Below are 26,244 nucleotides of genomic sequence, written 5' to 3'. Positions count from 1 at the left end.
TCAACCCGTTATTTCAGGATTTTTTCTCTTCAACCGACCGGGTTGTTTGTGAAGTGATTCACATCCGCCGTGTCGATGGAGGCGCATTATAGGGATCCCATTTTTTAGCACAAGTGTTTTTTAGATCTTTTTTTCCGACTGCTGATTTTCCGCGCTTTTCGCTGAAATCCCGCCCGATCTGCTTAAATATTGACGTATTTTGCCTTGCCACGATCCCAAAATATGATCAAAGTCTTCTGTATAGCGTCCATCTGTCGAGGTAGATATGTCTGCAGTACTACGTCCTTATAAAGATCTGTTCCCCCAAAAAGGCGATCGCGTGATGATCGATGCCAGTAGCGTCGTGATTGGCGATGTCCGAATGGCCGATGATGTGAGTATCTGGCCACTGGTTGCGATCAGGGGAGATGTTAACTTTGTGTCTATCGGCGCACGCACCAACATTCAGGACGGCAGCGTTCTTCATGTGACGCATAAATCTTCTTATAACCCGGAAGGTAACCCTCTAATCGTTGGGGAAGACGTTACCGTCGGTCACAAAGTGATGCTCCACGGCTGCACAATAGGCAACAGGGTACTTGTTGGTATGGGTTCAATTTTACTGGATGGCGTAACAGTAGAAGATGACGTGATGATTGGCGCCGGTAGCCTGGTCCCGCAAAACAAACGTCTGGAAAGCGGCTATCTCTATTTAGGCAGTCCGGTAAAACAGATCCGCCCCTTAAAAGAGGCGGAGATCGAAGGATTAAAATACTCAGCAAATAACTACGTCAAATGGAAGAATGAATATCTGGATCAAGACAGCCAGACCCAGCCTTGATCGTCTTCCTGCTGATCGCGGATTAAATCGCTGGCTTCCTCTTCAAGATCCCAGCGATTTTCGCAAAATACCGATAACGGGTCTGAACCGCCAAAGCGACGCAGTAGCGTTTCCCCAGTAATTGCACAGGTCAGCTGCATTCCGTGCACCAGCACCGGGAAACAAACCGCTTGCTGATTTTCATCCCAGATTTCTCTGTCAGGAAAGTGGATCGCCTGATTCACGCCATCAGTTCCTGTTTCAGTTTTTCGATCACGGGCTCCACTGCAGGCAGCACACCGTGCCAGAGCAGTACTGCATGAGCCGCCTGGCCCACCAGCATGCCCAGACCATCAGCCAGATGCTTCGCGCCGTGTTGTTCACACCAGGTTAGAAAAGGTGTTTTGCCTTTCTGATAGAACATGTCGTAGCAATAAACGTGGGCACTTACCAACGAAGCAGGGATCGCGGGCACTTCGCCGCCAATACCGCTGGAGGTCGCGTTAATGACAAGGTCGAACTCATGGTCTGCAAGGTCATCAAGCGCAACGGCACTGACGCTACCGGTATGGGCGAACAGCGCAGCCAGCTCTTCTGCACGGGAGAATGTTCGGTTGGTAATCGTTACCGCACAATCCATTGAAAGAAGAGGAAGCAGCACGCCCCGTGATGCCCCGCCCGCGCCAATCAACAGGATCCGGAAACCAGGTTTGATAAATGAGAGTCTTTCTAAATCGCTGAGTAAACCAATCCCATCGGTGTTGTCACCCAGAAGTCGGCCGTCCTCAAGCTGTTTTAGCGTATTTACCGCGCCAGCAAGCGCCGCACGCTCGGTCAATTCATCCGCGCGTTCAAAAGCGTCTTCCTTAAAGGGCACTGTGACATTCGCACCTTTACCTCCCGCCTCGAAAAAGGCATTCAGCGTCGTCACAAATGCATCGACAGGGGCCAGCACGCGACCATACGGATGATCTATCTGCAGTTGTTCAGCAAACAGCTGATGGATCAATGGCGATTTACTGTGAGCGATCGGGTTACCAAAAACAGCATAGGTTTCCATGAGATTACCCCTGGCGAAAACGTTCGCCGGTCAAAGCGTCGCGAATTTCAGACGGATTCAGGCGCCCTCCCGTTTCACCGACAGCGACAGGGAAGTCATTCCCGAACTGCGCCAGTACTTCTTCGGTTGTGCGGCAGGGTGGCAACCCGGTCAGGTTGGCGCTGGTTGAGACCAGTGGTTTACCAAATGCCAGACAAAGCTCCACCACCAGCGGATGGTCAGTGACGCGAACGGCGAGGGAATTAAAGCGTCCGGTTAACCAGCGTGGGGTTGTCGGCTGCGCCGGGAAAACGAAGGTCACCGGTCCAGGCCACGCGGAGAAGATACTCTCGCGCTGCGCTGGCGTCAGCATGGAATCATCGACGTAGGGCTTAAGCTGCTCGTAATTCGCAGCGATCAAAATCAGCCCTTTCTCGACGGGTCTTTGTTTCAGGGTAAGCAGACGGCTCACAGCCGTCTCGCTGTCAGGATCGCAACCGACCCCAAAAACAGCTTCTGTTGGATAGGCGATGACTTCTTCATTTTTCAGTACGTCCACGGCATGGGCAATGGAGCCTGATGGCAGGTTATTATTCACTGTTTTGATCCGCCGAAACCGGCTTTCCACATTGTTTACTGACGCAGAAGCGTTTCATGCCTTGCGCGGTTTTCTTTTCTATAAGTAGCGGATAATTGCAATGAGGGCAGATTCCCGCTACCGGTTTAAAATTGATAACGAACTGGCATTCAGGGTAGCGATCGCACGAATGGAAGTTCTTACCATAGCGGGAGCGCCGTTGCACCAGCTGACCGCGCTGACACTGAGGGCACGCAATTGCCGTTTCATCTGGCTTATCAATTTGTTCCGTATGCTCACATTCGGGGTAGCGGCTACATCCAATAAACATGCCGAAACGTCCCTGTCGCAGTGCTAATTCGCCACCGCAGAGTGGGCAATGCTGACCCTCCAGAATTTTCACGATATGTCCATCCGCCTGGCTCTTCAGGGGACGGACATAATCACATTCCGGATACTGTGAACAACCGAGAAACGGGCCGTGTTTCCCGGACCGAATGACGAGCTCAGCCCCGCACTGCGGGCAGGGCTCGTTTTTATGCACCGTGAATAGTGCTGATTTGGCCATAACAACTCTTGGTCCCGCACATTGAATTAGTGCAGCATACCTTCATTCACTTCAAAGAGTAATTCTTCCATTTGCTGATAGGCATTTTCACAGCCTGGGATATTGAACAGAACCATCAGGATCACCCACTTGAGGTCTTCCAGTTCGAATTCTGCCGTATCCAGCGCCATGACGCGCTCTATCACCATTTCTCGCGTTTCGAGGTTTAGCACCTGAATCTGCTCAAGGAATAAGATGAATCCCCGGCAGCTGGCGTCCAGCCTTTCACACTCTTCAGCGGTGTAAATGCGTACAGATAAGGGATCGGAAGCAAGCTGCATCGGTTCGGCGAGGCCGTCCTGATAATCAGCCAGTTTATCCAACCACATCAACGCATTGTAAATATCTTCCCGCTCAAATCCTGCTTCGGTAAGATCCCGTGTCAATTTGTCCTGATCCACGCGCATTTCTGCTTCGTTGTGGATGTAAGTCTCAAACAAATACATCAGTACGTCGAACATGGCATGCCCTCCTTAATCGGACATAGCCGCCGGGTACAGCTGCGATCCACCCTGCTAACTCCAGTTCAAGTAGCTGTGCTACCGTTACTGGCACAGGTTGGCCGGCACGTTCAGCGACAACGTCAACAGGTGTTACCTCATCTCCTACGTTAGCCAGGAGCTTGGGAAATGGCAATGCCACCTTCTCCTGATCTGACGAATAATGTTGCTTTTTAGGTTCATCTGTTAACCGGTTCAAGCCATACCGTAAATTTTCCAGGATATCCTCTATGCAAGTTACAGGCGTTGCGCCTTGCTTTATGAGCCAGTGCGGCCCTTCACATCCTGGGTTTCCTATCGGACCGGGTAAAGCATAGACTTCTCGCCCTTGTTCAAGCGCACATCTTGCCGTAACCAACGAACCGCTTCGCAAAGCAGCCTCAACAACCAGCACGCCCTGACTTAACCCACTAATAATTCTGTTACGTCGAGGGAAATTCGCCGGTCTGGGGGGCGTAGATAGTGAGAACTCAGACACTACCGCCCCCTCCGAATCAATGAGGCGCTTAGCCAGGGCCTGATGGCGACGGGGATAGATGCTAAAGAGTCCATTACCTAACACCGCCACGCTTGCGCCTTGTACTGATAAGGCCGCGTTGTGGGCCACGCCATCAATGCCACAGGCCAGTCCGCTGGTAATGGTGAAACCGCATTGTGAGAGCTGCTCACTCAGGATCCTTCCCCATCGCTCACCATACCAGGAAGGCGCACGACTTCCGACCACAGCAAGTTGAACGGCATTAAGGGCCTCAAGGTTCCCCGTCACGAATAATGCCCCGGGATAATCAGGAAAAGTACGAAGCAAAGGAGGATAAAGGGGGTGATCGGCAGTTAAGAGATGGTTCCCCGGCTGTTCCAGCCACACAAGGCTACGCTCAACCTCACCTTCAGTGAGCGCAAGAAATCGCCCAGCCTGCGCTGCTGACAATCCGGCTTCACGGAGCGTCACGCCATCAATCGTCGTCTGTTTACTGAGCTGTGATGCGGCCTTCAGCATTGCATCACCACATAGAGGACCTATGTGAATTAACCGTAACCATATCTCTGTCGACGTCATCCTTTCCCCTGCCACAAGCAGCCTCCGCAATCATTGCGATTGGTCACTGATGCTGTCAATCGATGAGGGATTTGTCTAGAATAGAGGTAGTATTCTTATCAACTCCTGAACACGACTCTGGAAATTTATGGCAGTTTTGCAAGTGTTACATATTCCGGACGAGCGCCTTCGCATCGTCGCTGAACCGGTTAAAGAAGTGAATGCAGAAATTCAGCGTATCGTCGATGATATGTTCGATACCATGTACGCCGAAGAAGGTATTGGCCTGGCGGCGACTCAGGTAGACATTCACAAGCGTATTATCGTGATCGATGTCTCTGAGAATCGCGATGGCCGTCTGGTGCTGATCAATCCGGAACTGCTTGAAAAGAGCGGTGAAACGGGTATTGAAGAAGGCTGCCTCTCCATTCCGGAACAGCGTGCTTTAGTACCGCGTGCGGAAAAAGTGAAGATTCGCGCTCTGGATCGTGACGGTAACCCGTTCGAGCTGGAAGCAGACGACCTGCTGGCGATTTGTATTCAGCATGAGATGGATCACCTGGTCGGTAAACTGTTTATCGATTACCTCTCGCCACTCAAGCAGCAGCGTATTCGTCAGAAAGTAGAGAAACTGGATCGCTTGCGTTCTCGCGCCTAAGATCCCCCCGGATACAAGGATCAACGTGTCTAAAACACTACGTATTATCTTCGCGGGTACCCCTGATTTTGCAGCGCGTCATCTCGACGCGCTGTTATCTTCTGGTCACCAGGTTGTTGGCGTCTTTACCCAACCCGACCGTCCGGCTGGTCGTGGGAAAAAGCTGATGCCAAGTCCGGTTAAAGTGCTGGCCGAAGAACATGGATTACCCATTTTCCAGCCCGCATCCTTGCGTCCTCAGGAAAATCAGCAGTTAGTGGCAGACCTGAACGCGGATGTCATGGTGGTAGTGGCTTACGGTTTAATCTTGCCAAAAGCCGTGTTGGATATGCCACGCCTGGGCTGTGTCAACGTGCATGGTTCTCTTCTTCCACGCTGGCGCGGGGCGGCACCTATTCAACGCTCTCTGTGGGCTGGCGATGCTGAAACTGGCGTCACCATCATGAAGATGGACGTAGGTTTAGACACTGGTGACATGCTGTATAAGCTGGCCTGCCCCATTACGCCAGACGATACCAGCGCCACGCTGTATGACAAACTGGCAGACCTTGGCCCACGAGGTCTTATCGAGACGCTTCAGCAGCTTGCTGACAATACGGCAAAACCGGAAGTTCAGGATGACGCGCTGGTAACCTACGCCGAAAAGCTGAGCAAAGAAGAAGCACGGATCGACTGGTCCCTGTCGGCCGCTCAACTTGAACGCTGCATCCGCGCTTTTAATCCGTGGCCAATGAGCTGGATGGAGATTGATGAGCAGCCAGTGAAAGTCTGGAACGCCTCCGTCATTAGCGGTACTACCACGGCTGAACCCGGTACGATTGTTGACGCCAACAAGAACGGGATCCAGGTGGCGACTGCGCAAGGGATCCTGAATCTTGAATCGCTACAACCGGCCGGTAAGAAGGCTATGAGCGCTCAGGATCTGTTAAATTCTCGTCGCGAATGGTTTATTCCGGGCAATCGTCTTGCCTGAGCAAATTTATTCTTAAGGCCCGGTGTTTCCGGGCATTTTTATTTTTACGGTTATGAAAAAACAAAATCTACGCAGTATGGCGGCTCAGGCCGTCGAGCAGGTTATCGAGCAGGGCCAGTCATTGAGTAACGTCCTGCCTCCCCTGCAGCAAAAAGTCTCTGATAAAGACAAAGCCCTGCTTCAGGAGCTCTGCTTTGGCGTTCTGCGCACGCTTTCTCAGCTTGAGTGGTTGATTAACAAGCTGATGTCACGCCCAATGACAGGCAAGCAGCGCACAGTACACTATTTGATTATGGTGGGTTTTTATCAGCTTCTTCATACCCGCATCCCACCTCATGCCGCGCTGGCTGAGACGGTGGAAGGTGCCGTTGCGATTAAACGCCCTCAGCTGAAAGGGCTGATCAACGGTGTACTGCGTCAGTTCCAACGACAGCAGGATGAGCTTCTGGCTGAATTTGCCCAAAACGAAGCACGCTTCCTGCATCCGGACTGGCTGTTGAAGCGGCTGAAAAAAGCTTATCCGCAGCGGTGGCAGGACATTGCCGATGCCAACAACCAGCGTCCGCCAATGTGGTTACGCGTGAATCGTAATCACCACACCCGTGACGCATGGCTGGCATTACTCGAAGAAGCTGGAATGAGTGGTTTCACTCACGCTGCATACCCTGATGCCGTACGTTTAGCCTCCCCCGCTCCGGTACATGCATTACCGGGTTTCGAAGAGGGTTGGGTAACGGTACAGGATGCTTCTGCCCAGGGTTGCATGACCTGGCTTGAACCCCAAAACGGTGAGCAGATCCTCGATCTCTGCGCCGCACCAGGGGGCAAAACGACGCATATTCTTGAAGTGGCTCCGCAGGCCAGCGTGATGGCGGTGGACGTCGATGAACAGCGTCTTTCACGCGTCTACGACAACCTCAAGCGTCTGGGCATGAAGGCTCAGGTTAAGCAAGGCGATGGACGCAAACCCGCAGAATGGTGTGGTGAAACGCAATTCGATCGCATTTTGCTGGATGCTCCCTGCTCTGCAACCGGCGTTATTCGTCGTCATCCGGACATCAAGTGGCTGCGTCGCGATCGTGATATTAACGAACTTGCCCAGCTGCAGTCCGACATTCTCGATGCTATCTGGCCACATCTTAAACCAGGCGGAACGCTGGTCTATGCAACCTGCTCCGTACTTCCGGAAGAAAACAGCCAGCAAATTGCGGCCTTCCTTAAGCGTACGCCTGATGCAACATTACGCGATACAGGTACGCCGGAACGACCTGGCCAGCAGAATCTCCCTGGCGCCGAAGAGGGCGATGGTTTCTTTTACGCTAAGCTAATCAAAGAGTGATGTTGAGAACAGGTCACGAGATATGAAAATTATCATTCTGGGTGCAGGACAGGTTGGCGGAACGTTAGCTGAAAATCTTGTTGGCGAAAACAATGACATCACGATTGTTGATACCAATGGCGATCGGCTGCGCGTTTTGCAGGACAAGTTTGACCTTCGCGTCGTACAGGGTCATGGTTCACATCCTCGCGTTCTGCGTGAGGCAGGCGCTGACGATGCCGATATGCTGGTTGCCGTCACCAGCTCTGATGAAACCAATATGGTGGCATGCCAGGTTGCCTACTCACTTTTCAACACCCCGAACAGAATTGCTCGTATCCGTTCTCCGGACTATGTTCGCGATGCAGAAAAACTGTTTAATTCTGAAGCGGTACCGATTGATCACCTGATCGCGCCAGAACAACTCGTTATCGACAATATCTATCGCCTGATTGAATATCCAGGCGCTTTGCAGGTTGTGAATTTTGCGGAAGGTAAAGTAAGCCTGGCAGTGGTGAAAGCCTATTACGGCGGCCCACTCATTGGTAATGCCTTGTCTACGATGCGTGAGCACATGCCACATATCGATACTCGCGTCGCTGCCATTTTCCGCCACGACAGGCCTATTCGGCCGCAAGGCTCAACGATTGTTGAAGCCGGTGATGAGGTTTTCTTTATTGCCGCATCTCAGCATATCCGTGCGGTGATGAGCGAGCTTCAGCGTCTTGAAAAGCCTTATAAACGCATCATGCTGGTCGGCGGTGGGAATATTGGCGCAGGTCTGGCGAGACGACTGGAAAAAGACTATAGCGTGAAGTTGATCGAACGCGATCAACAGCGCGCTTCTGAACTCGCTGAAAAGCTGCAGAATACGATCGTATTTTATGGTGATGCGTCCGATCAAGAATTGCTGGCCGAAGAGCATATTGATCAAGTTGATCTGTTTATTGCCGTCACCAACGACGACGAAGCGAATATTATGTCTGCCATGCTCGCCAAGCGTATGGGTGCAAAGAAGGTCATGGTGCTTATCCAGCGCAAGGCGTATGTCGACCTGGTCCAGGGTAGCGTTATTGATATTGCCATTTCGCCGCAGCAGGCGACAATTTCCGCGCTCCTGAGCCATGTTCGTAAAGCGGATATTGTCGGTGTGTCATCGCTCCGCCGCGGCGTAGCGGAAGCCATTGAAGCCGTGGCGCATGGAGATGAAACCACATCACGCGTCGTGGGCCGGTCGATCGACGAAATTAAGCTGCCGCCAGGCACGATCATCGGCGCCGTTGTGCGCGGAAATGACGTCATGATTGCCAATGACAATTTACGTATTGAGCAAGGCGATCACGTTATTATGTTCCTTACGGATAAAAAGTTTATTACCGACGTCGAACGTTTATTCCAGCCAAGTCCATTCTTCCTTTAAAGAGTAGGGTGCTCGAGAAAGAGCACCCGCACTTTATCCTTTTCATTTTTGTGCCTTTTATTTTTCATAACGTTTAATTATCCCGAATGGCAATTGGCTAATCATTTGTTAAACTTATACTCGTCAGCTGGCACAAGGAGAGAACAATGAGTTTTATTAAAGAATTTCGCGAATTTGCGATGCGCGGGAATGTAGTGGATTTGGCAGTGGGTGTCATTATTGGTGCTGCGTTCGGTAAGATCGTTTCATCACTGGTTGCCGACATTATTATGCCGCCGTTGGGGCTATTAATTGGGGGCATTGACTTCAAACAGTTCGCCTTCACGCTTCGGGAAGCCCAGGGGGATATTCCGGCAGTTGTGATGCACTATGGCGTGTTTATTCAGAACGTATTTGATTTCGTGATCGTGGCGTTTGCCATTTTTATGGCCATCAAGCTTATTAACAGGCTGAACCGTAAAAAAGAAGAGCCTGCTGCGGCACCTGCCCCAACGAAAGAAGAAGTGTTACTGACTGAAATTCGCGATCTGTTAAAAGAGCAGAATAACCGCGTTTAACAGCTAAAAGCAGGAAGGCCAGTGGTAAATAAGCGATTCGCTTGCTTGCCACTGGCCTCCCAGTTACCCCGTTTTGCATGCTTGTTTTTACGCAGATAACTTCCCTTCCCTTTTTTGTTCTTTTCAACTCGCTGTCGAAAAAGCGGGTCGTGAAGTAATGCCTCTATGGCGTTGTCTTTAATTTGTCCCTTCGTATGCTGATAGCGGCTCATAATTTCTCCTGAGCATGGTTTATGTTGACGCGAGTGTAGGCCCGTGCTGAGGGAAAATCAACACCTCTGAGTTTCCGTTTCACCACTGGCCCCCTGCTCGAGGGTTTCAAGAATAGAGCAATAAATGCTGCTGTGCGCAGTACCACAGCATGCGTCATTCAATCTTTGCAGCGAACGCTGCATTGCCTGCAATTCCTGAATTCGGGCTTCAACTTCATCCAGTCGAGCCTGGACGATGCTTTTTGACTCCTGGCAAGTGTGGTGCTCCGGATCGATACGGATCGAGAGTAACTCTCGGATCGACTCCAGCGTGAAACCAAGCTGCCGCGCATAGCGGATAAACCGAAGGCGCTGGAGATCGTTGTCGGTATAAAGACGGAAACCACCTTCCGTTCTCACCTCATGATCTATCATTTGCTGTTTCTCGTAGTAACGGATGGTATCTGGCGTTACGTTAGCGAGTTTTGCAAGTTCACCAATACGATACATAGTTATTCCTCATTGATTCTCTGCATTAACCTTTCACAATATTCGCCGCGCAAAAAGTCAGTGCTCATGCCAGCCTGGCGGAGTTTAAGCTCAATCAGCGTCAGCCGTCGGCTGAGCTCAATATGTCGCGGGTCGTCTCTGTGAACACTTTTAAGTAGATCAACAAGTTCAACTGCCTCTCTTCGCTGTTCAAGTTCCGGAGGCAAACAGCCCGCATTTTTAAGTAAGCGATATCCAGCACGTAGTTCAGGAGCAATGTGCGAATCGTCCTCCAACACGAGCGGTTCGCCGCTTCCGGGAAGGTTATCGAATTCACCTTTGCGCTGGGCATCGCTGATATGGCGCTCTACCCATTGATCGAGTAACCACATGATGATCTCCACGGATGAACAGAAAAGATACAGATATTGTAGAGAGGTGGTGATACTGAGGATATAAAAAAACCCGCCGGAGCGGGTTTTTTTACGTTACTACAGATTACTCTGCAGCAGCTTCTGCTTTCTCTGAACGATCAACCAGCTCGATGTAAGCCATCGGCGCGTTGTCGCCTGCACGGAAGCCACACTTCAGAATACGAGTGTAACCACCGGCACGGCTCGCGAAACGCGGGCCCAGTTCGTTAAACAGTTTTGCCACGATCTCGTTATCACGAGTACGGGCGAATGCCAGACGACGATTAGCAACGCTGTCAGTCTTGGCAAGAGTAATCAGCGGCTCAACTACGCGACGCAGCTCTTTCGCTTTAGGCAGGGTCGTCTTGATGATCTCATGACGAACCAGTGAACCTGCCATGTTGCGGAACATAGCCTGGCGATGGCTGCTGTTGCGGTTCAGTTGACGACCACTCTTACGATGGCGCATGACCTTATCCTTCTCAGTAAAACCTTAACCTGTGATCCGGTTACTCGTCAGCAATGCTTGCCGGTGGCCAGTTTTCCAGGCGCATGCCCAGAGACAGACCACGTGAAGCCAGCACGTCTTTAATCTCAGTAAGAGATTTTTTACCCAGGTTCGGCGTTTTCAGCAACTCAACCTCGGTACGCTGTACCAGATCACCGATATAGTGGATAGCTTCTGCCTTAAGGCAGTTAGCAGAGCGGACAGTCAATTCCAGATCGTCAACAGGGCGCAGCAGGATCGGATCGAATTCTGGTTTCTCTTCTTTCACTTCCGGCTGACGTACATCACGTAAGTCAACGAAAGCTTCCAGTTGTTCTGCCAGGATGGTTGCCGCACGACGAATCGCCTCTTCAGGATCGATTGTGCCATTGGTTTCCATTTCGATGACCAGCTTGTCCAGGTCGGTACGCTGTTCTACACGCGCTGCTTCAACATTGTAGGCAATACGCTCTACAGGGCTGTAGCATGCGTCGACCAGCAGACGGCCGATTGGGCGCTCATCTTCTTCCGAATGAATTCGGGCAGAAGCCGGCACATAACCACGACCGCGCTGAACTTTGATACGCATGCTAATCGCTGCGTTCTCATCGGTCAGGTGGCAGATCACGTGCTGCGGCTTGACGATTTCAACATCACCGTCGTGGGTGATGTCGGCTGCAGTCACAGGGCCAATGCCAGATTTATTCAGAGTAAGAATAACTTCATCTTTACCCTGAACTCTCACCGCCAGCCCTTTCAGGTTGAGCAGGATTTCAAGGATATCTTCCTGAACGCCTTCTTTGGTGCTGTACTCATGAAGTACACCATCAATCTCAACCTCGGTCACCGCGCAACCCGGCATCGATGAGAGCAGAATACGGCGCAGTGCGTTACCCAGAGTATGGCCAAAGCCACGCTCTAAAGGCTCAAGGGTCACCTTGGCGTGCGTCGAACTCACTTGCTCGATATCTACCAGGCGCGGTTTTAGAAACTCTGTCACAGAACCCTGCATTGTGTCCTCTCTTTGGTACTAAGCTTTACTTGGAGTAAAGCTCGACGATCAGGTGTTCGTTAATGTCCGCAGACAGATCAGAACGTTCTGGCTGACGCTTGAACGTACCTTCCATCTTGCCAGCATCAACTTCCAGCCAGGTTGGCTTTTCACGCTGCTCAGCCAGCTCCAGAGCGGCCTTCACGCGAGATTGCTTTTTCGCTTTCTCACGAATGCTAACAACGTCATTCGCTTTAACCTGATAAGAAGCGATGTTAACAACACGACCGTTTACCATGATTGCTTTGTGGCTAACCAGCTGACGTGATTCAGCACGAGTAGCGCCGAAGCCCATACGGTATACAACGTTGTCCAGACGACCTTCCAGCAGAGCCAGCAGGTTTTCACCTGTGTTGCCTTTCAGACGTGCTGCTTCTTTATAGTAGTTACGGAACTGACGCTCCAGCACACCGTAGGTACGGCGAACTTTTTGCTTTTCACGCAACTGCACACCATAGTCAGACAGACGCGGTTTACGCGCACCGTGCTGGCCAGGAGCTTGTTCAATTTTACACTTGGTATCGATCGCGCGAACGCCAGACTTAAGGAATAAGTCGGTGCCCTCACGACGGCTCAGCTTGAGCTTAGGACCCAAATATCTTGCCATTTTCTATCTCCAACTAACCTAAAAAACGGAGCGTTATACGCGACGTTTTTTCGGCGGACGACAACCGTTATGAGGGATCGGAGTCACATCAGTAATATTCGTGATGCGGAAACCAGCGGCGTTCAGAGCGCGAACAGTAGATTCACGACCCGGACCCGGACCTTTAACCATAACTTCCAGATTCTTGATGCCGTATTCTTTTACGGCTTCAGCGCAACGCTCTGCTGCAACCTGAGCTGCGAACGGAGTGGATTTGCGAGAACCACGGAAACCGGAACCACCGGCTGTTGCCCAACCCAATGCGTTACCCTGACGATCAGTAATAGTAACGATGGTGTTGTTGAAAGAAGCATGGATATGAGCCACGCCGTCAGAGACTTGTTTTCTTACACGTTTACGTGCACGAACTGGTGCCTTTGCCATTATTCAATCACCCCGATTATTTCTTGATCGGTTTGCGCGGACCCTTACGGGTACGTGCGTTGGTCTTAGTACGCTGACCGCGCACTGGCAGACCACGACGATGACGCAAACCGCGATAGCAACCAAGATCCATCAGGCGCTTGATGCTCATGCTGATTTCACGGCGCAGATCACCTTCAACGACAAATTTGGCAACTTCGTCACGCAGCGTGTCGATTTGTTCTTCAGACAGCTCACTGATCTTAACATCTTCAGCGATACCCGCTGCAGCCAGAATGGCTTTAGAACGGGTCTTGCCGACGCCGTAGATCGAAGTTAATGCGATCACAGCATGTTTCTGATCAGGAATGTTAATGCCTGCTATACGGGCCACTATGCACTCCTACTATTTAATATGTACGCACCATGCTGAAAAGCCCGTTTTCAGGATACTCAAATGGAAACGTACAGACATACAAAAGATTGGCTGGCTAATCTAGCCAGCTCAACCCAACTTTGCAAGAAAAATATGCGAAATAATCAGCCTTGGCGCTGTTTATGCTTCGGCTCGGCACTGCAAATCACACGGATGACACCATCACGCTTAACGATTTTGCAGTTACGGCATAATTTCTTGACGGAAGCACGAACTTTCATTTTTACTCTCCGTAACTTCTCAGGCGACCATTTAGCGGCCGTAGCCTTTCAGGTTCGCCTTCTTCAATGCAGACTCATACTGACTGGACATCATCAGAGTTTGCACTTGAGCCATAAAGTCCATAATCACGACAACAACGATAAGCAGTGAGGTCCCACCGAAGTAGAACGGTACTTTCATTGCATCACGCATGAACTCCGGGATCAGGCAGATAAAAGTAATATAAAGCGCACCAACCAAAGTCAGGCGAGTCATTACTTTATCGATATACTTCGCCGTTTGCTCTCCCGGACGAATTCCTGGTACAAATGCACCGGACTTCTTCAGGTTATCTGCTGTTTCACGCGGGTTGAAGACCAACGCCGTGTAGAAGAAACAGAAGAAGATGATCGCAGACGCATAGAGTAACACATAAAGTGGTTGCCCAGGCTGCAAATACAGCGAAATTGTTGTCAGCCAGTTCCAACCAGTACCGCCCCCGAACCATGACGCGATGGTTGCCGGGAACAGAATAATACTGGAAGCGAAGATAGCCGGGATAACCCCCGCCATGTTCACTTTCAGCGGTAAATGTGTGCTCTGTGCAGCATAGACACGACGACCCTGCTGACGTTTAGCGTAGTTCACCACAATGCGGCGTTGACCACGTTCAACGAAGACAACAAAGAACGTCACTGCAAATACTAATACTGCAACCAACAGCAACAGGAGGAAGTGCAGGTCGCCTTGACGCGCTTGCTCGATAGTATGGGCGATGGCTGGCGGGAGGCCCGCAACAATACCGGCGAAGATAATGATTGAGATACCGTTACCGATACCACGCTCAGTAATCTGTTCGCCGAGCCACATCAGGAACATCGTCCCTGTGACCAGACTTACAACAGCGGTGAAGTAGAATGCAAAGCCCGGGTTTAATACCAGGCCCTGCATACCAGGCATATTCGGCAGACCGGTAGCAATACCGATCGACTGGAATATTGCCAGCACCAGAGTACCGTAACGGGTGTACTGACTAATCTTACGACGTCCAGACTCCCCTTCTTTCTTCAACTCTGCCAGGGCCGGATGAACGACCGTCAGCAGTTGGATAATAATAGATGCCGAAATGTACGGCATAATACCCAATGCGAAGATAGAAGCACGGCTGAGAGCACCACCAGAGAACATGTTGAACATTTCAATGATGGTGCCTCGCTGTTGCTCAAGCAGTTTGGCAAGTACAGCGGCATCGATACCAGGGATCGGAATAAAAGAGCCAATACGGAACACAATCAGCGCGCCGATAACAAACAGCAGTCTGCGTTTCAGCTCGCCAAATCCACCTTTGGCACTTTGAAAATCTAATCCCGGTTGCTTAGCCATCTGCTACTTATTCCTCAATTTTACCGCCAGCAGCTTCGATAGCAGCACGAGCACCTTTAGTAACACGCAGGCCACGAACAGTTACCGGAGTAGAAACTTCACCAGCCAGGATCACTTTCGCGAACTCGATCTGGATACCGATAATGTTTGCTGCTTTCAGCGTGTTCAGGTCTACAACGCCGCCTTCAACTTTCGCCAGGTCAGACAGACGGATTTCCGCTGTGATCGCTGCTTTGCGAGAGGTGAAGCCGAACTTCGGCAGACGACGGTACAGTGGCATCTGGCCACCCTCGAAACCGCGACGTACGCCACCGCCAGAACGAGAGTTCTGACCTTTGTGACCACGACCACCGGTTTTGCCGAGGCCAGAACCGATACCACGACCCAGGCGTTTACCCGCCTTTTTAGAGCCTTCGGCCGGAGACAGAGTATTTAAACGCATCTCTTACTCCTCAACTTTAACCATGAAGTAAACCGCGTTGACCATACCACGAACAGCAGGAGTATCCTCGCGCTCAACGGTATGACCAATACGACGCAGACCCAGGCCAAGCAGCGTTGCCTTATGTTTCGGCAGACGACCGATTGCACTGCGGGTTTGAGTGATTTTAATAGTCTTTGCCATGGTCAATTACCCCAGAATTTCTTCAACGGATTTACCACGCTTGGCAGCGACCATTTCTGGAGAATTCATATTTTCCAGGCCATCAATAGTTGCACGAACCACGTTGATCGGGTTGGTGGAACCATATGCTTTAGCCAGAACGTTATGAACCCCAGCAACTTCCAGAACGGCGCGCATTGCACCACCGGCGATGATACCGGTACCTTCTGAAGCTGGCTGCATGAATACACGAGAACCCGTGTGAACACCTTTAACTGGGTGCTGCAGGGTGCCGTTGTTCAGCGCGACGTTAATCATGTTGCGACGGGCTTTTTCCATCGCTTTCTGGATCGCTGCTGGAACTTCACGCGCTTTACCGTAACCAAAACCAACGCGACCGTTACCATCGCCTACTACAGTCAGAGCTGTGAAGGAGAAAATACGACCACCTTTAACGGTTTTAGATACGCGGTTTACCGCGATCAGCTTTTCCTGCAGTTCGCCAGCCTGTTTTTCGATGTGAGCCATCTTACACCTCTACCTTAGAACTGAAGGCCAGCTTCACGGGCAGCATCTGCCAGTGCCTGGACACGACCATGATATTGGAACCCGGAACGGTCAAAGGAAACATTGCTGATGCCTTTTTCCAGAGCGCGTTCAGCAACAGCTTTACCTACAGCTGCAGCGGCGTCTTTGTTACCGGTGTACTTCAATTGTTCTGAGATAGCTTTTTCTACAGTAGAAGCAGCTACCAGAACTTCAGAACCGTTCGGTGCAATTACCTGTGCGTAAATATGACGCGGGGTACGATGTACCACCAGGCGAGTTGCACCCAGCTCTTTGAGCTTGCGGCGTGCGCGGGTCGCACGACGGATACGAGCAGATTTCTTATCCATAGTGTTACCTTACTTCTTCTTAGCCTCTTTGGTACGCACGACTTCGTCGGCGTAACGAACACCCTTGCCTTTGTAAGGCTCAGGACGACGGTAGGCGCGCAGATCTGCTGCAACCTGACCGATCAGCTGTTTATCAGCGCCTTTCAGCACGATTTCAGTTTGAGTCGGGCATTCTGCAGTGATACCGGCCGGCAGCGGATGCTCAACAGGGTGTGAGAAGCCCAGAGACAGGCCTACTGCATTCCCTTTGATAGCTGCACGATAACCTACACCAACCAGCTGAAGCTTTTTAGTGAAGCCTTCGGTAACACCAACAACCATTGAGTTCAGCAGGGCACGCGCGGTACCAGCCTGAGCCCATCCATCCACGAAACCATCACGTGGACCGAAGGTCAGAGCATTATCTGCATGTTTAACTTCAACAGCTTTGTTGAGGGTACGAGTCAGCTCGCCGTTTTTACCTTTGATCGTAATAACCTGACCGTCGATTTTTACATCAACGCCGGCAGGAATAACGACCGGTGCTTTAGCAACACGAGACATTCTTTCCTCCGATTAGGCTACGTAGCAGATAATTTCGCCACCAAGACCAGCCTGGCGCGCTGCACGATCAGTCATAACACCTTTAGAGGTAGAAACAACTGCGATACCAAGACCAGCCATAACTTTTGGCAGCTCATCTTTTTTCTTATAGATGCGCAGGCCTGGGCGGCTGACACGCTGAATGCTTTCTACAACAGCTTTACCCTGGAAATACTTGAGAGTAAGTTCCAGTTCCGGCTTGGTGTCGCCTTCAACTTTAAAATCTTCGATAAAACCTTCTTCCTTCAGCACGTTGGCAATTGCCACTTTCAGCTTGGCGGAAGGCATGGTGACCGCAACTTTGTTCGCGGCCTGACCGTTACGGATACGGGTCAGCATATCCGCGATCGGATCTTGCATGCTCATCTGTCTTTACTCCCGTGATTCAATTGGTAATTACCAGCTAGCCTTTTTCAAGCCTGGCACTTCACCGCGCATAGCGGCTTCACGCAGTTTGATACGGCTCAACCCAAACTTGCCCACATAACCATGTGGACGACCTGTTTGACGACAGCGGTTACGCTGACGAGACGGGCTGGAATCACGCGGCAGAGACTGCAGCTTGAGAACCGCATTCCAACGATCTTCGTCGGAAGCGTTCACATCAGAAATGATCGCTTTCAGTTCAGCGCGTTTAGCGAAGAATTTATCAGCTAAAGCTACGCGCTTTACTTCGCGTGCTTTCATTGATTGCTTAGCCATTCAGTAACCCTACCTTACTTGCGGAACGGGAAGTCAAAGGCAGCCAGCAGAGCACGGCCTTCTTCGTCAGATTTCGCAGTAGTGGTAATGGTAATATCCAAACCACGCACGCGGTCGACTTTATCGTAGTCGATTTCTGGGAAGATGATCTGCTCACGGACACCCATGCTGTAGTTACCACGGCCGTCGAAAGACTTAGCGGACAAGCCACGGAAGTCACGGATACGTGGAACAGCAATAGTGATCAGGCGCTCAAAGAACTCCCACATGCGTTCGCCACGCAGAGTTACTTTACAGCCGATCGGATAGCCCTGACGGATTTTGAAGCCTGCAACAGATTTGCGTGCTTTGGTGATCAGCGGTTTTTGACCGGAGATTGCTGTCAGGTCAGCTGCTGCGTTATCCAGCAGTTTCTTGTCAGCGATCGCTTCACCAACACCCATGTTCAGGGTGATCTTCTCGACCCGAGGGACTTGCATGACAGAATTGTAGTTAAACTCAGTCATGAGTTTGTTAACTACTTCGTCTTTGTAGTAATCATGCAGTTTCGCCATCGTACTACTCCAAATTACTTGATAGTTTCGCTGTTAGACTTGAAGAAACGGACTTTTTTGCCGTCTTCGAATCTAAAGCCTACACGGTCAGCCTTGCCGGTAGCCGCATTGAAGATTGCAACGTTAGAAACCTGAATAGCAGCTTCTTTTTCAACGATGCCACCTGGTTGGTTCAGGGCCGGAACCGGCTTCTGATGTTTCTTAACCAGGTTGATACCTTCAACGACAAGTTTGCCGGAAGACAGAACATTTTTTACTTTACCGCGTTTACCTTTATCTTTACCGGTTAACACGATAACTTCGTCATCACGACGGATTTTCGCTGCCATGATTCGCTCCTTAGAGTACTTCTGGTGCCAGAGAGATAATTTTCATGAACTTCTCAGTACGAAGTTCACGAGTTACCGGCCCAAAGATACGCGTGCCGATAGGCTGCTCGCTGTTATTGTTTAAAATAACGCATGCATTACCATCGAAGCGAATGACAGAACCGTCAGGGCGACGAACACCCTTCTTGGTGCGCACCACTACCGCCTTCAGCACATCACCTTTTTTGACCTTACCACGTGGAATTGCTTCCTTGATGGTGATCTTGATGATGTCGCCTACGCCTGCGTAGCGACGGTGCGAGCCACCCAGAACCTTGATACACATTACGCGACGTGCACCGGAGTTGTCGGCGACGTTCAGCATAGTCTGTTCTTGGATCATTTTAGTGCTCCGCTAATGTCAACTACTACCTGAGACTCTAAAATCAGAGCCGTTAAAAAGCCCCATATCGAGGGCGCGGCATTATAACACCGCTTCTACAATATGGGTAGAAAAAATAAACGGCTCATCGCTGAGCCGTTTATTCGTATTGAGAACGCGTACTGTATTACAGAACCGCTTTCTCTACAACGCGAACCAGCGTCCAGGACTTAGTCTTGGACAGTGGACGGCATTCACGGATTTCAACCTTGTCGCCGATACCACATTCGTTGTTCTCGTCATGTACGTGCAGTTTGGTCGTACGTTTGATGAATTTACCGTAGATCGGGTGTTTCACAATACGTTCGATAGCTACAACAATGGATTTCTCCATTTTGTCGCTAACAACACGACCTTGCAGAGTACGGATTTTATCGGTCATTACGCACCCGCCTTCTGAGTCAGTAAAGTCTTAACGCGTGCAACATTGCGACGCACTTGCTTCAGCAGGTGAGTCTGTTGCAGCTGGCCACTTGCAGCCTGCATACGCAGGTTGAACTGCTCACGCAGCAGGTTCAGCAGCTCAGCGTTCAGCTCTTCAACGCTTTTTTCACGCAGCTCTTTTGCTTTCATTACATCACCGTCTTAGTTACAAAGGTGGTTTTGATAGGCAGTTTCGCTGCTGCCAGGCCGAAGGCTTCACGGGCCAGCTCTTCCGGAACACCGTCCATTTCATAAAGGACTTTGCCCGGTTGGATCAAGGCAACCCAGTACTCCACGTTACCTTTACCTTTACCCATACGAACTTCCAGTGGCTTCTCGGTGATCGGTTTGTCCGGGAATACACGGATCCAGATCTTACCTTGACGCTTAACTGCACGGGTCATTGCACGACGTGCTGCTTCGATCTGACGTGCAGTCAGACGACCACGGCCAACAGCTTTCAGACCGAAAGTGCCGAAGCTAACATCCGTACCCTGCGCCAGACCACGGTTGCGGCCTTTGTGCACTTTACGGAATTTTGTACGCTTTGGTTGTAACATCAGCGACGCTCCTTATTTACGGCCTTTACGCTGCTGCTTTTTAGGTTGAGCAGCCGGTTTTTCCGGTTGTTCAACAGCAGCCATACCACCCAGGATCTCACCTTTGAAGATCCATACCTTAACGCCGATTACACCGTAAGTGGTGTGCGCTTCAGAGGTGTTGTAGTCGATGTCAGCACGCAGAGTGTGCAGCGGTACGCGACCTTCGCGGTACCATTCGGTACGTGCGATTTCCGCGCCGCCCAGACGGCCGCTAACTTCAACTTTGATACCTTTAGCGCCCAGACGCATTGCGTTCTGTACAGCACGCTTCATAGCACGACGGAACATAACGCGACGTTCCAGCTGGGAAGTGATGCTGTCAGCAACCAATTTAGCGTCCAGTTCAGGCTTACGAACTTCAGCGATATTGATCTGTGCAGGAACGCCAGCGATATCCGCTACGACCTTGCGCAGTTTTTCTACGTCTTCGCCTTTCTTACCGATAACGATGCCAGGACGAGCAGTGTGAATAGTCACACGGATGCTCTTCGCTGGACGCTCGATAACGATACGAGATACAGACGCTTTAGCCAGTTCCTTAGTCAGGTACTGACGTACTTTAAAATCGCTGTCCAGGTTGTCAGCGAATTCTTTGGTGTTCGCAAACCAGGTAGAGTTCCATGGTTTTACAATACCCAGGCGAATACCATTAGGATGTACTTTCTGACCCATTGCTAGTCTCCAGAGTCTCAGCGATCGGACACAACCACAGTAATGTGGCTGGTGCGCTTCAGGATGCGATCTGCACGACCTTTCGCACGCGGCATAATGCGCTTCATGCTTGGGCCTTCATCTACGAAAATTTTCGCGACTTTCAGATCGTCGATGTCAGCGCCATCGTTGTGTTCAGCGTTAGCAATGGCAGATTCCAGTACTTTCTTGACCAATACCGCAGCTTTCTTATTGGTATAGGTCAGGATGTCCAGGGCCTGCGACACTTTCTTACCGCGAATCAGGTCAGCAACAAGGCGAACCTTCTGTGCAGAAGAACGAGCATGGCGATGTTGAGCTAAAGTTTCCATCTCTTCCTCCTACCTTATTTCTTCTTCGCTTTTTTATCAGCAGCGTGGCCGCGATAAGTACGAGTCGGTGCGAATTCACCCAGTTTGTGACCAACCATTTCGTCGGTAACAAAGACTGGAACGTGCTGACGACCATTATGGACAGCGATGGTCAAACCGATCATGTTAGGAAAGATCGTTGAACGACGGGACCAAGTGCGCAGGGGCTTCTTGTCTCCGCTTTCCACCGCTTTCTCTACCTTCTTCAGCAAGTGCAGGTCAATAAAAGGACCTTTCTTGAGAGAACGTGGCATGGCTTATCCTCTAAAATTATTTGCTACGGCGACGTACGATAAATTTATCAGTACGCTTGTTGCTGCGGGTCTTCTTACCTTTGGTCTGAACGCCCCACGGAGATACCGGGTGCTTACCAAAGTTACGACCTTCACCACCACCATGTGGGTGGTCGACTGGGTTCATCGCAGTACCGCGAACGGTAGGACGAACACCACGCCAGCGTGCAGCACCTGCTTTACCCAGAACGCGCAGCATATGCTCAGCATTGCCAACTTCGCCCAGAGTAGCGCGGCAGTCTGCTTCGACTTTACGCATTTCACCAGAACGCAGACGCAGGGTGACATAAGCACCGTCGCGCGCAACGATCTGAACGTAAGTACCTGCGGAACGTGCCAGCTGACCGCCTTTACCTGGTTTCATTTCTACGTTATGAACGGTAGAACCAACCGGGATATTGCGCATCGGCAGGGTGTTACCTGCTTTGATTGCAGCATCAACGCCAGACTGAATCTGGTCGCCAGCTTTCAGGCCTTTAGGGGCCAGGATGTAACGGCGTTCGCCATCTTTGTACAGAACCAGCGCGATGTTCGCGGAACGGTTCGGATCGTACTCAAGACGCTCAACAACTGCTGGGATACCGTCTTTGTTGCGTTTGAAGTCAACAATACGATAAGCCTGCTTGTGGCCACCACCGATGTGACGAGTGGTGATACGGCCATTGTTGTTACGACCACCGGATTTGCTGTTTTTTTCCAGCAACGGAGCAAAAGGTTTGCCCTTGTGCAGCTCAGGGTTAACCACTTTAACTACGTGGCGACGACCCGGAGATGTCGGTTTACATTTAACAACTGCCATTGTATTACTCCTCCGACTTACTCAGCGCCGCCAACGAAGTCCAGATTCTGGCCTTCTTTCAGGGTGACGTAAGCTTTTTTCCAGTCGCTACGACGACCGATACGCTGTCCGTGACGTTTAACTTTCCCTTTAACTACCAGGGTGTTAACGACTTCGACTTCGACTTCAAACAGTTTCTGCACAGCAGCTTTGATCTCTGCTTTGGTCGCGTCTTTAGCAACTTTGAGAACGATGGTGTTTGTTTTTTCCATCGCAGTAGACGCTTTTTCAGAAACGTGCGGTGCGCGAAGCACCTTCAGCAGACGTTCTTCACGAATCATGCCAGCATCTCCTCAACTTGCTTAACAGCATCAGCAGTCATTACGACTTTGTCGAAGGCGATCAGGCTAACCGGGTCGATACCAGTCGCATCGCGTACGTCAACCTTGTGCAGGTTACGTGCGGCCAGGAACAGGTTCTCGTCCAGCTCACCGGTGATGATCAGCACATCTTCCAGAGCCATGTCTTTCAGTTTCTGTGCCAGCAGCTTAGTTTTAGGCGCTTCAACAGAGAACTTCTCGACAACGATCAGACGATCCTGACGTACCAGTTCGGACAGGATGCTTTTCAGCGCGCCGCGGTACATCTTTTTGTTAACTTTTTGACTGTGGTCCTGTGGACGCGCAGCGAAGGTCACGCCACCTGAACGCCAGATCGGGCTCTTGATAGAACCTGAACGCGCACGGCCGGTACCTTTCTGGCGCCATGGCTTTTTGCCAGAACCAGTTACTTCAGCACGAGTCTTCTGAGCACGAGTACCCTGACGAGCACCAGCTGCATAAGCAACAACAACCTGGTGAACCAGCGCTTCGTTGAAATCACGACCGAAGGTAGTTTCGGAAACAGTCAGCGCGCTCTGCGCGTCTTTCAATACTAATTCCATTGCTATCCCCTTACGCCTTCACAGCTGGTTTAACGATCAGGTCGCTACCGGTTGCACCCGGAACTGCACCTTTAACCAGCAGCAGGTTGCGCTCAGCGTCAACACGTACTACGTCCAGGCTCTGAACGGTTACACGTTCGTTACCCAGCTGACCTGCCATTTTCTTGCCTTTGAACACTTTGCCCGGAGTCTGGTTCTGACCGATAGAACCCGGAACGCGGTGAGACAAGGAGTTACCGTGGGTAGCGTCCTGGGTACGGAAGTTCCAGCGCTTAACGGTACCAGCAAAACCTTTACCTTTAGAGGTACCGGTTACGTCAACTTTTTTAACGTCAGCAAACAGCTCAACGCTAATGTCCTGACCTACGGTGAACTCTTCGCCTTCAGCAAGACGGAATTCCCACAGACCACGGCCAGCTTCTACGCCAGCTTTAGCGAAGTGACCCGCTTCTGGTTTGGTTACACGGTTAGCTTTTTTAGCACCAGTGGTAACCTGAATAGCGCGGTAGCCATCGTTAGCCAGATCTTTAACCTGAGTAACGCGGTTTGCTTCAACTTCGATTACGGTTACTGGGATAGAAACGCCATCTTCAGTGAAGATGCGGGTCATACCCACTTTTTTACCGACTAAACCAATCATTGTTTCAACCTCTCAATCGCTCGATGACCTGATTAACCCAGGCTGATCTGCACGTCTACACCGGCAGCCAGATCCAGACGCATCAGAGCATCAACGGTTTTCTCAGTTGGCTCAACGATGTCAACCAGACGCTTGTGAGTGCGGATTTCGTACTGATCGCGCGCGTCTTTGTTGACGTGCGGGGAAATCAGAACGGTGAAGCGCTCTTTGCGGGTCGGCAGCGGGATCGGACCACGGACTTGCGCACCAGTGCGCTTAGCAGTCTCGACGATTTCCGCGGTTGATTGATCGATCAGACGATGATCAAACGCTTTAAGGCGGATACGGATTCTTTGGTTCTGCATGAGACCAGAGCTCCAATTATTTTATAAACGAAAATGATTACTCCTCAAACCCATTACGATTGATGGGAGAGTGTAACCGTTCTTACGTAGCTCCCCAATTGGGAGCATTGTTGAGTAACAAAATGAGTTACTCCGGTTCAGTTCGAACCAGCCGTCAATTACGACAAGCCCGCGCATTATACGTAAATCAGAGAAAGACGCAAGTGCCGTTTAGAAATTAAGCGCTAAAGGCGCGTTATGCGTAAGGACTCGCAACTTTTTAAGCAATGTATCCCTTCTCGAATCTTTGTCTGGAGCCCCTGCGCAAATGTGGTTTTTGTAGATTGCCGGACAGGCCGATTATAACGAGGATGCGCTCAAATCCTGTTGAGGCCTTTTCCATGTTGACCACCCTCCCCTTTCTGCTGTTCTATTTTTTGCTGACAGCCTTTCTCGTCTATGCAGATATCCGCTGCGGCCTGCTTCCCGATAAACTTCTCTGCCCGCTGCTGTGGGTGGGCCTGCTCTTTCAGCTCTGTATCCATCCTGATTTTCTGCCGAGTGCGGTGGTGGGTGCGATGGCAGGATATGTTGGCTTTGCCATTATTTACTGGGGCTATCGGTTTTTCTTTCGCCTCGAAGGAATGGGCTATGGCGATGTTAAATATCTGGCGGCATTAGGCGCCTGGCATGGCTGGTGCGTATTGCCGCTGCTGGCGTTGGTCGCCGCGCTGATGGCACTTTTGTGTCTTCTCATCCTCTCTTTAGTGCATCCTGATAAACAGACATTAAAAAACCCGCTGCCTTTTGGGCCATTTCTGGCGGCAGCGGGTTTATGCGTTGGCTGGGAAAACCTGATTAGCTTTCCACTTTGATCTGCGACTGAAGGTAGTTCTGTAGGCCAATTTTGGTAATGAGATCCAGTTCAGTCTCCAGCCAGTCAATATGGCCTTCTTCATCGGCTAGGATCTGGATCATCATGTCACGACTAACATAATCATGGACGCTGTCCGCGTAGGCGATGGCTTCTCGAAGATCTCTTGCGCCTTCGAGCTCCAGTCTGAGGTCGGAACGCAGCATCTCCTCAACATCTTCACCGATGCCCAGTTTGCCGAGATCCTGCAAGTTTGGAATGCCTTCAAGGAATAAAATACGCTCAATATATTTATCGGCGTGCTTCATCTCATCGATGGACTCATGGTATTCAACATCATTGAGGCGAGTCAGCCCCCAGTTTTTGAACATTCTTGCATGGAGAAAATACTGATTGATTGCGACAAGCTCATTTCCCAATAATTTATTGAGATAACTTATGATTTTAACATCACCTTTCATTATATAGTCCCTCCGCTTCCACTCATTGAAGCGTAGATCGGGCTACAGGGATGTCAAAAAAAAGATACGGGCTTACGCGATCTCTTTGAATTCCGGGATCTGCATCAATTCGTCCTGCATAATCTCACGCGCTGCGCGAACGCATTTACCGCATTGATTTCCCACCGGAACAAACTTGCGAAGCTGCTGGAAAGACTGAGGCTGAAACTGGCGAACGGCCTGACGTATTTTTTTGTCACTCACACCATTACATAAACAAACGTACATAAAAACTCCCGTTCAAAATATGCGCAAAGTGTAAGTGAGAATGGTTATGATTACAATAGCACAAACGCCGGGATGCGAGACGGAAGAAGGCAAAAAATGCGAAAATTTGTGACAGGTTCAAAACGCCAGAAAACAAAAAAGGACGCCGAAGCGTCCTTTTTTCATTCAGGGATAATTAATTAGCCCAGAACTTTAGCAACAACGCCCGCGCCAACGGTACGGCCGCCTTCACGGATTGCGAAACGCAGACCGTCGTCCATCGCGATTGGGTGGATCAGAGTCACAACCATCTTGATGTTGTCGCCTGGCATTACCATCTCAACGCCTTCTGGCAGTTCGATGGTACC

General features: G+C 50.7%; 47 protein-coding genes. 7 read left to right on the top strand and 40 right to left on the bottom strand.

Going from position 1 to position 26,244, the window contains the following annotated elements; genetic code table 11:
- Window positions 1–265: 265 nt before the first annotated feature.
- Entirely contained in the window at window positions 266–820 is a 555-nt protein-coding gene (locus tag KK102_RS22000; protein ID WP_126546497.1) for a gamma carbonic anhydrase family protein, read from the top strand.
- Here KK102_RS22000 and KK102_RS21995 read toward each other — a convergent pair.
- From KK102_RS21995 to dprA, 6 genes are read right to left on the bottom strand one after another with little or no spacing between them, the layout of a single operon-like run.
- Window positions 796–1,044 carry a DUF1488 family protein gene (locus KK102_RS21995; RefSeq protein WP_126546498.1) on the bottom strand — a complete coding sequence of 83 codons (249 nt, stop codon included), beginning with the start codon at window positions 1,042–1,044 and terminating at the stop codon, window positions 796–798. The genes KK102_RS22000 and KK102_RS21995 overlap by 25 nt on opposite strands.
- On the bottom strand, window positions 1,041–1,859 hold the full coding sequence (gene aroE / locus KK102_RS21990) for a shikimate dehydrogenase (protein WP_126546499.1): 819 nt from the start codon (window positions 1,857–1,859) through the stop codon (window positions 1,041–1,043). Before aroE ends, KK102_RS21995 begins: the two co-directional genes overlap by 4 nt.
- A gap of 4 nt (window positions 1,860–1,863) precedes the next feature.
- Window positions 1,864–2,436 carry an L-threonylcarbamoyladenylate synthase type 1 TsaC gene (gene tsaC / locus KK102_RS21985; protein WP_126546500.1) on the bottom strand — a complete coding sequence of 191 codons (573 nt, stop codon included), beginning with the start codon at window positions 2,434–2,436 and terminating at the stop codon, window positions 1,864–1,866.
- Window positions 2,429–2,983: a DNA topoisomerase family protein gene (locus KK102_RS21980; RefSeq protein WP_216358420.1), complete on the bottom strand. Its 555-nt coding sequence runs from the start codon at window positions 2,981–2,983 to the stop codon at window positions 2,429–2,431. Before KK102_RS21980 ends, tsaC begins: the two co-directional genes overlap by 8 nt.
- A 26-nt stretch (window positions 2,984–3,009) precedes the next feature.
- Window positions 3,010–3,483: a DUF494 family protein Smg gene (gene smg, locus KK102_RS21975; protein ID WP_042717081.1), complete on the bottom strand. Its 474-nt coding sequence runs from the start codon at window positions 3,481–3,483 to the stop codon at window positions 3,010–3,012.
- Window positions 3,455–4,579 (bottom strand): DNA-protecting protein DprA, encoded by a 1,125-nt coding sequence (dprA, locus tag KK102_RS21970; protein ID WP_126546502.1) that lies wholly within the window; start codon window positions 4,577–4,579, stop codon window positions 3,455–3,457. Before dprA ends, smg begins: the two co-directional genes overlap by 29 nt.
- A 127-nt stretch (window positions 4,580–4,706) precedes the next feature.
- Between dprA and def the strand changes: the two genes are divergently transcribed.
- The 5 genes from def to mscL all read left to right on the top strand — a co-directional run bounded on the left by def (window position 4,707) and on the right by mscL (window position 9,484).
- The gene (gene def, locus KK102_RS21965; RefSeq protein WP_008503479.1) at window positions 4,707–5,216 is read left to right on the top strand and encodes a peptide deformylase; all 510 of its coding nucleotides are present in this window, start codon (window positions 4,707–4,709) and stop codon (window positions 5,214–5,216) included.
- Between the two features lie 25 nt (window positions 5,217–5,241).
- A complete protein-coding gene (fmt, locus tag KK102_RS21960) occupies window positions 5,242–6,189 on the top strand; it encodes a methionyl-tRNA formyltransferase (RefSeq protein WP_126546503.1) in 948 nt (315 codons plus the stop codon).
- A 52-nt stretch (window positions 6,190–6,241) separates the two neighbouring features.
- The gene (rsmB, locus tag KK102_RS21955) at window positions 6,242–7,528 is read left to right on the top strand and encodes a 16S rRNA (cytosine(967)-C(5))-methyltransferase RsmB (protein ID WP_126546504.1); all 1,287 of its coding nucleotides are present in this window, start codon (window positions 6,242–6,244) and stop codon (window positions 7,526–7,528) included.
- A gap of 22 nt (window positions 7,529–7,550) precedes the next feature.
- Window positions 7,551–8,927, top strand: a complete 1,377-nt coding sequence (trkA, locus tag KK102_RS21950) for a Trk system potassium transporter TrkA (protein ID WP_126546505.1) — start codon at window positions 7,551–7,553, stop codon at window positions 8,925–8,927.
- Between the two features lie 146 nt (window positions 8,928–9,073).
- The gene (mscL, locus tag KK102_RS21945; RefSeq protein ID WP_014833515.1) at window positions 9,074–9,484 is read left to right on the top strand and encodes a large-conductance mechanosensitive channel protein MscL; all 411 of its coding nucleotides are present in this window, start codon (window positions 9,074–9,076) and stop codon (window positions 9,482–9,484) included.
- Here the strand turns inward: mscL and KK102_RS21940 are convergent.
- From KK102_RS21940 to rpsJ, 31 genes are all read right to left on the bottom strand, one after another.
- On the bottom strand, window positions 9,481–9,696 hold the full coding sequence (locus KK102_RS21940; protein WP_126546506.1) for an alternative ribosome-rescue factor A: 216 nt from the start codon (window positions 9,694–9,696) through the stop codon (window positions 9,481–9,483). The two genes, mscL and KK102_RS21940, sit on opposite strands and share 4 nt — an antisense overlap.
- 57 nt (window positions 9,697–9,753) lie before the next feature.
- Entirely contained in the window at window positions 9,754–10,185 is a 432-nt protein-coding gene (zntR, locus tag KK102_RS21935) for a Zn(2+)-responsive transcriptional regulator (protein ID WP_126546507.1), read from the bottom strand.
- A gap of 2 nt (window positions 10,186–10,187) precedes the next feature.
- Window positions 10,188–10,556: a DnaJ family domain-containing protein gene (locus KK102_RS21930; RefSeq protein WP_126546508.1), complete on the bottom strand. Its 369-nt coding sequence runs from the start codon at window positions 10,554–10,556 to the stop codon at window positions 10,188–10,190.
- 106 nt (window positions 10,557–10,662) lie between these two features.
- Complete coding sequence (rplQ, locus tag KK102_RS21925; RefSeq protein WP_001216368.1) at window positions 10,663–11,046, bottom strand: 50S ribosomal protein L17; 384 nt, start codon at window positions 11,044–11,046, stop codon at window positions 10,663–10,665.
- Between the two features lie 40 nt (window positions 11,047–11,086).
- On the bottom strand, window positions 11,087–12,076 hold the full coding sequence (locus KK102_RS21920; protein ID WP_002919219.1) for a DNA-directed RNA polymerase subunit alpha: 990 nt from the start codon (window positions 12,074–12,076) through the stop codon (window positions 11,087–11,089).
- Between the two features lie 25 nt (window positions 12,077–12,101).
- Window positions 12,102–12,722 carry a 30S ribosomal protein S4 gene (rpsD, locus tag KK102_RS21915; RefSeq protein ID WP_042717062.1) on the bottom strand — a complete coding sequence of 207 codons (621 nt, stop codon included), beginning with the start codon at window positions 12,720–12,722 and terminating at the stop codon, window positions 12,102–12,104.
- Between the two features lie 33 nt (window positions 12,723–12,755).
- On the bottom strand, window positions 12,756–13,145 hold the full coding sequence (gene rpsK / locus KK102_RS21910) for a 30S ribosomal protein S11 (protein ID WP_003863312.1): 390 nt from the start codon (window positions 13,143–13,145) through the stop codon (window positions 12,756–12,758).
- 16 nt (window positions 13,146–13,161) lie between these two features.
- On the bottom strand, window positions 13,162–13,518 hold the full coding sequence (gene rpsM, locus KK102_RS21905) for a 30S ribosomal protein S13 (RefSeq protein WP_003863308.1): 357 nt from the start codon (window positions 13,516–13,518) through the stop codon (window positions 13,162–13,164).
- Window positions 13,519–13,664: 146 nt separating this feature from the next.
- Window positions 13,665–13,781, bottom strand: a complete 117-nt coding sequence (gene rpmJ, locus KK102_RS21900) for a 50S ribosomal protein L36 (protein ID WP_000868187.1) — start codon at window positions 13,779–13,781, stop codon at window positions 13,665–13,667.
- Window positions 13,782–13,812: 31 nt separating this feature from the next.
- Entirely contained in the window at window positions 13,813–15,144 is a 1,332-nt protein-coding gene (secY, locus tag KK102_RS21895) for a preprotein translocase subunit SecY (RefSeq protein ID WP_003863305.1), read from the bottom strand.
- A gap of 7 nt (window positions 15,145–15,151) precedes the next feature.
- Window positions 15,152–15,586: a 50S ribosomal protein L15 gene (gene rplO / locus KK102_RS21890; RefSeq protein WP_003863304.1), complete on the bottom strand. Its 435-nt coding sequence runs from the start codon at window positions 15,584–15,586 to the stop codon at window positions 15,152–15,154.
- Window positions 15,587–15,589: 3 nt separating this feature from the next.
- A complete protein-coding gene (gene rpmD / locus KK102_RS21885; RefSeq protein ID WP_003863301.1) occupies window positions 15,590–15,769 on the bottom strand; it encodes a 50S ribosomal protein L30 in 180 nt (59 codons plus the stop codon).
- A 6-nt stretch (window positions 15,770–15,775) separates the two neighbouring features.
- Window positions 15,776–16,276, bottom strand: a complete 501-nt coding sequence (gene rpsE / locus KK102_RS21880; RefSeq protein ID WP_003863299.1) for a 30S ribosomal protein S5 — start codon at window positions 16,274–16,276, stop codon at window positions 15,776–15,778.
- 14 nt (window positions 16,277–16,290) lie between these two features.
- Window positions 16,291–16,644, bottom strand: coding sequence for a 50S ribosomal protein L18 (gene rplR, locus KK102_RS21875; protein WP_003863297.1), 354 nt, complete (start codon window positions 16,642–16,644; stop codon window positions 16,291–16,293).
- 9 nt (window positions 16,645–16,653) lie between these two features.
- Window positions 16,654–17,187 carry a 50S ribosomal protein L6 gene (gene rplF, locus KK102_RS21870; protein ID WP_003863296.1) on the bottom strand — a complete coding sequence of 178 codons (534 nt, stop codon included), beginning with the start codon at window positions 17,185–17,187 and terminating at the stop codon, window positions 16,654–16,656.
- A 12-nt stretch (window positions 17,188–17,199) separates the two neighbouring features.
- Window positions 17,200–17,592, bottom strand: coding sequence for a 30S ribosomal protein S8 (rpsH, locus tag KK102_RS21865; protein ID WP_006178918.1), 393 nt, complete (start codon window positions 17,590–17,592; stop codon window positions 17,200–17,202).
- 30 nt (window positions 17,593–17,622) lie between these two features.
- Window positions 17,623–17,928, bottom strand: a complete 306-nt coding sequence (gene rpsN / locus KK102_RS21860; RefSeq protein ID WP_003863291.1) for a 30S ribosomal protein S14 — start codon at window positions 17,926–17,928, stop codon at window positions 17,623–17,625.
- A gap of 14 nt (window positions 17,929–17,942) precedes the next feature.
- On the bottom strand, window positions 17,943–18,482 hold the full coding sequence (gene rplE / locus KK102_RS21855; protein WP_001096206.1) for a 50S ribosomal protein L5: 540 nt from the start codon (window positions 18,480–18,482) through the stop codon (window positions 17,943–17,945).
- A 14-nt stretch (window positions 18,483–18,496) separates the two neighbouring features.
- Entirely contained in the window at window positions 18,497–18,811 is a 315-nt protein-coding gene (rplX, locus tag KK102_RS21850) for a 50S ribosomal protein L24 (RefSeq protein ID WP_003863287.1), read from the bottom strand.
- Window positions 18,812–18,821: 10 nt separating this feature from the next.
- Complete coding sequence (rplN, locus tag KK102_RS21845; RefSeq protein ID WP_002919748.1) at window positions 18,822–19,193, bottom strand: 50S ribosomal protein L14; 372 nt, start codon at window positions 19,191–19,193, stop codon at window positions 18,822–18,824.
- Between the two features lie 166 nt (window positions 19,194–19,359).
- Window positions 19,360–19,614, bottom strand: a complete 255-nt coding sequence (gene rpsQ / locus KK102_RS21840) for a 30S ribosomal protein S17 (protein ID WP_008503489.1) — start codon at window positions 19,612–19,614, stop codon at window positions 19,360–19,362.
- Window positions 19,614–19,805, bottom strand: a complete 192-nt coding sequence (gene rpmC, locus KK102_RS21835) for a 50S ribosomal protein L29 (RefSeq protein WP_003863282.1) — start codon at window positions 19,803–19,805, stop codon at window positions 19,614–19,616. Before rpmC ends, rpsQ begins: the two co-directional genes overlap by 1 nt.
- On the bottom strand, window positions 19,805–20,215 hold the full coding sequence (gene rplP / locus KK102_RS21830) for a 50S ribosomal protein L16 (RefSeq protein ID WP_002919759.1): 411 nt from the start codon (window positions 20,213–20,215) through the stop codon (window positions 19,805–19,807). The genes rpmC and rplP overlap by 1 nt, the downstream gene beginning before the upstream one ends.
- 12 nt (window positions 20,216–20,227) lie before the next feature.
- Window positions 20,228–20,929, bottom strand: coding sequence for a 30S ribosomal protein S3 (rpsC, locus tag KK102_RS21825; RefSeq protein WP_000529945.1), 702 nt, complete (start codon window positions 20,927–20,929; stop codon window positions 20,228–20,230).
- 17 nt (window positions 20,930–20,946) lie between these two features.
- Window positions 20,947–21,279, bottom strand: a complete 333-nt coding sequence (gene rplV, locus KK102_RS21820; RefSeq protein WP_002919773.1) for a 50S ribosomal protein L22 — start codon at window positions 21,277–21,279, stop codon at window positions 20,947–20,949.
- A 14-nt stretch (window positions 21,280–21,293) separates the two neighbouring features.
- Window positions 21,294–21,572, bottom strand: a complete 279-nt coding sequence (gene rpsS, locus KK102_RS21815; protein WP_001138117.1) for a 30S ribosomal protein S19 — start codon at window positions 21,570–21,572, stop codon at window positions 21,294–21,296.
- Between the two features lie 16 nt (window positions 21,573–21,588).
- Entirely contained in the window at window positions 21,589–22,410 is an 822-nt protein-coding gene (gene rplB, locus KK102_RS21810) for a 50S ribosomal protein L2 (RefSeq protein WP_008457150.1), read from the bottom strand.
- 17 nt (window positions 22,411–22,427) lie between these two features.
- Complete coding sequence (gene rplW / locus KK102_RS21805) at window positions 22,428–22,730, bottom strand: 50S ribosomal protein L23 (RefSeq protein ID WP_000617546.1); 303 nt, start codon at window positions 22,728–22,730, stop codon at window positions 22,428–22,430.
- On the bottom strand, window positions 22,727–23,332 hold the full coding sequence (rplD, locus tag KK102_RS21800; protein WP_000424395.1) for a 50S ribosomal protein L4: 606 nt from the start codon (window positions 23,330–23,332) through the stop codon (window positions 22,727–22,729). The genes rplW and rplD overlap by 4 nt, the downstream gene beginning before the upstream one ends.
- 10 nt (window positions 23,333–23,342) lie before the next feature.
- Window positions 23,343–23,972, bottom strand: a complete 630-nt coding sequence (rplC, locus tag KK102_RS21795) for a 50S ribosomal protein L3 (protein WP_003863274.1) — start codon at window positions 23,970–23,972, stop codon at window positions 23,343–23,345.
- A gap of 32 nt (window positions 23,973–24,004) precedes the next feature.
- Window positions 24,005–24,316: a 30S ribosomal protein S10 gene (gene rpsJ, locus KK102_RS21790; RefSeq protein ID WP_001181005.1), complete on the bottom strand. Its 312-nt coding sequence runs from the start codon at window positions 24,314–24,316 to the stop codon at window positions 24,005–24,007.
- A 380-nt stretch (window positions 24,317–24,696) separates the two neighbouring features.
- Between rpsJ and KK102_RS21785 the strand changes: the two genes are divergently transcribed.
- Entirely contained in the window at window positions 24,697–25,170 is a 474-nt protein-coding gene (locus KK102_RS21785; RefSeq protein WP_216358419.1) for a prepilin peptidase, read from the top strand.
- Here KK102_RS21785 and bfr read toward each other — a convergent pair.
- The 3 genes from bfr to KK102_RS21770 all read right to left on the bottom strand — a co-directional run.
- On the bottom strand, window positions 25,154–25,630 hold the full coding sequence (gene bfr / locus KK102_RS21780; RefSeq protein ID WP_089600728.1) for a bacterioferritin: 477 nt from the start codon (window positions 25,628–25,630) through the stop codon (window positions 25,154–25,156). The genes KK102_RS21785 and bfr overlap by 17 nt on opposite strands.
- Before the next feature lie 72 nt (window positions 25,631–25,702).
- Window positions 25,703–25,897, bottom strand: coding sequence for a bacterioferritin-associated ferredoxin (gene bfd, locus KK102_RS21775; protein ID WP_003863268.1), 195 nt, complete (start codon window positions 25,895–25,897; stop codon window positions 25,703–25,705).
- A 179-nt stretch (window positions 25,898–26,076) separates the two neighbouring features.
- Window positions 26,077–26,244, bottom strand: a 168-nt coding sequence (locus KK102_RS21770) for an EF-Tu C-terminal domain-related protein (protein ID WP_023165744.1), incomplete at its 5' end; no start/stop codon positions are given.

This window comes from Enterobacter quasimori, from assembly GCF_018597345.1.
GTDB lineage: Bacteria > Pseudomonadota > Gammaproteobacteria > Enterobacterales > Enterobacteriaceae > Enterobacter > Enterobacter mori.
The sequence above is the reverse complement of the archived record's forward strand: the minus strand, read 5'-3'. Positions and strand labels throughout refer to the sequence as shown.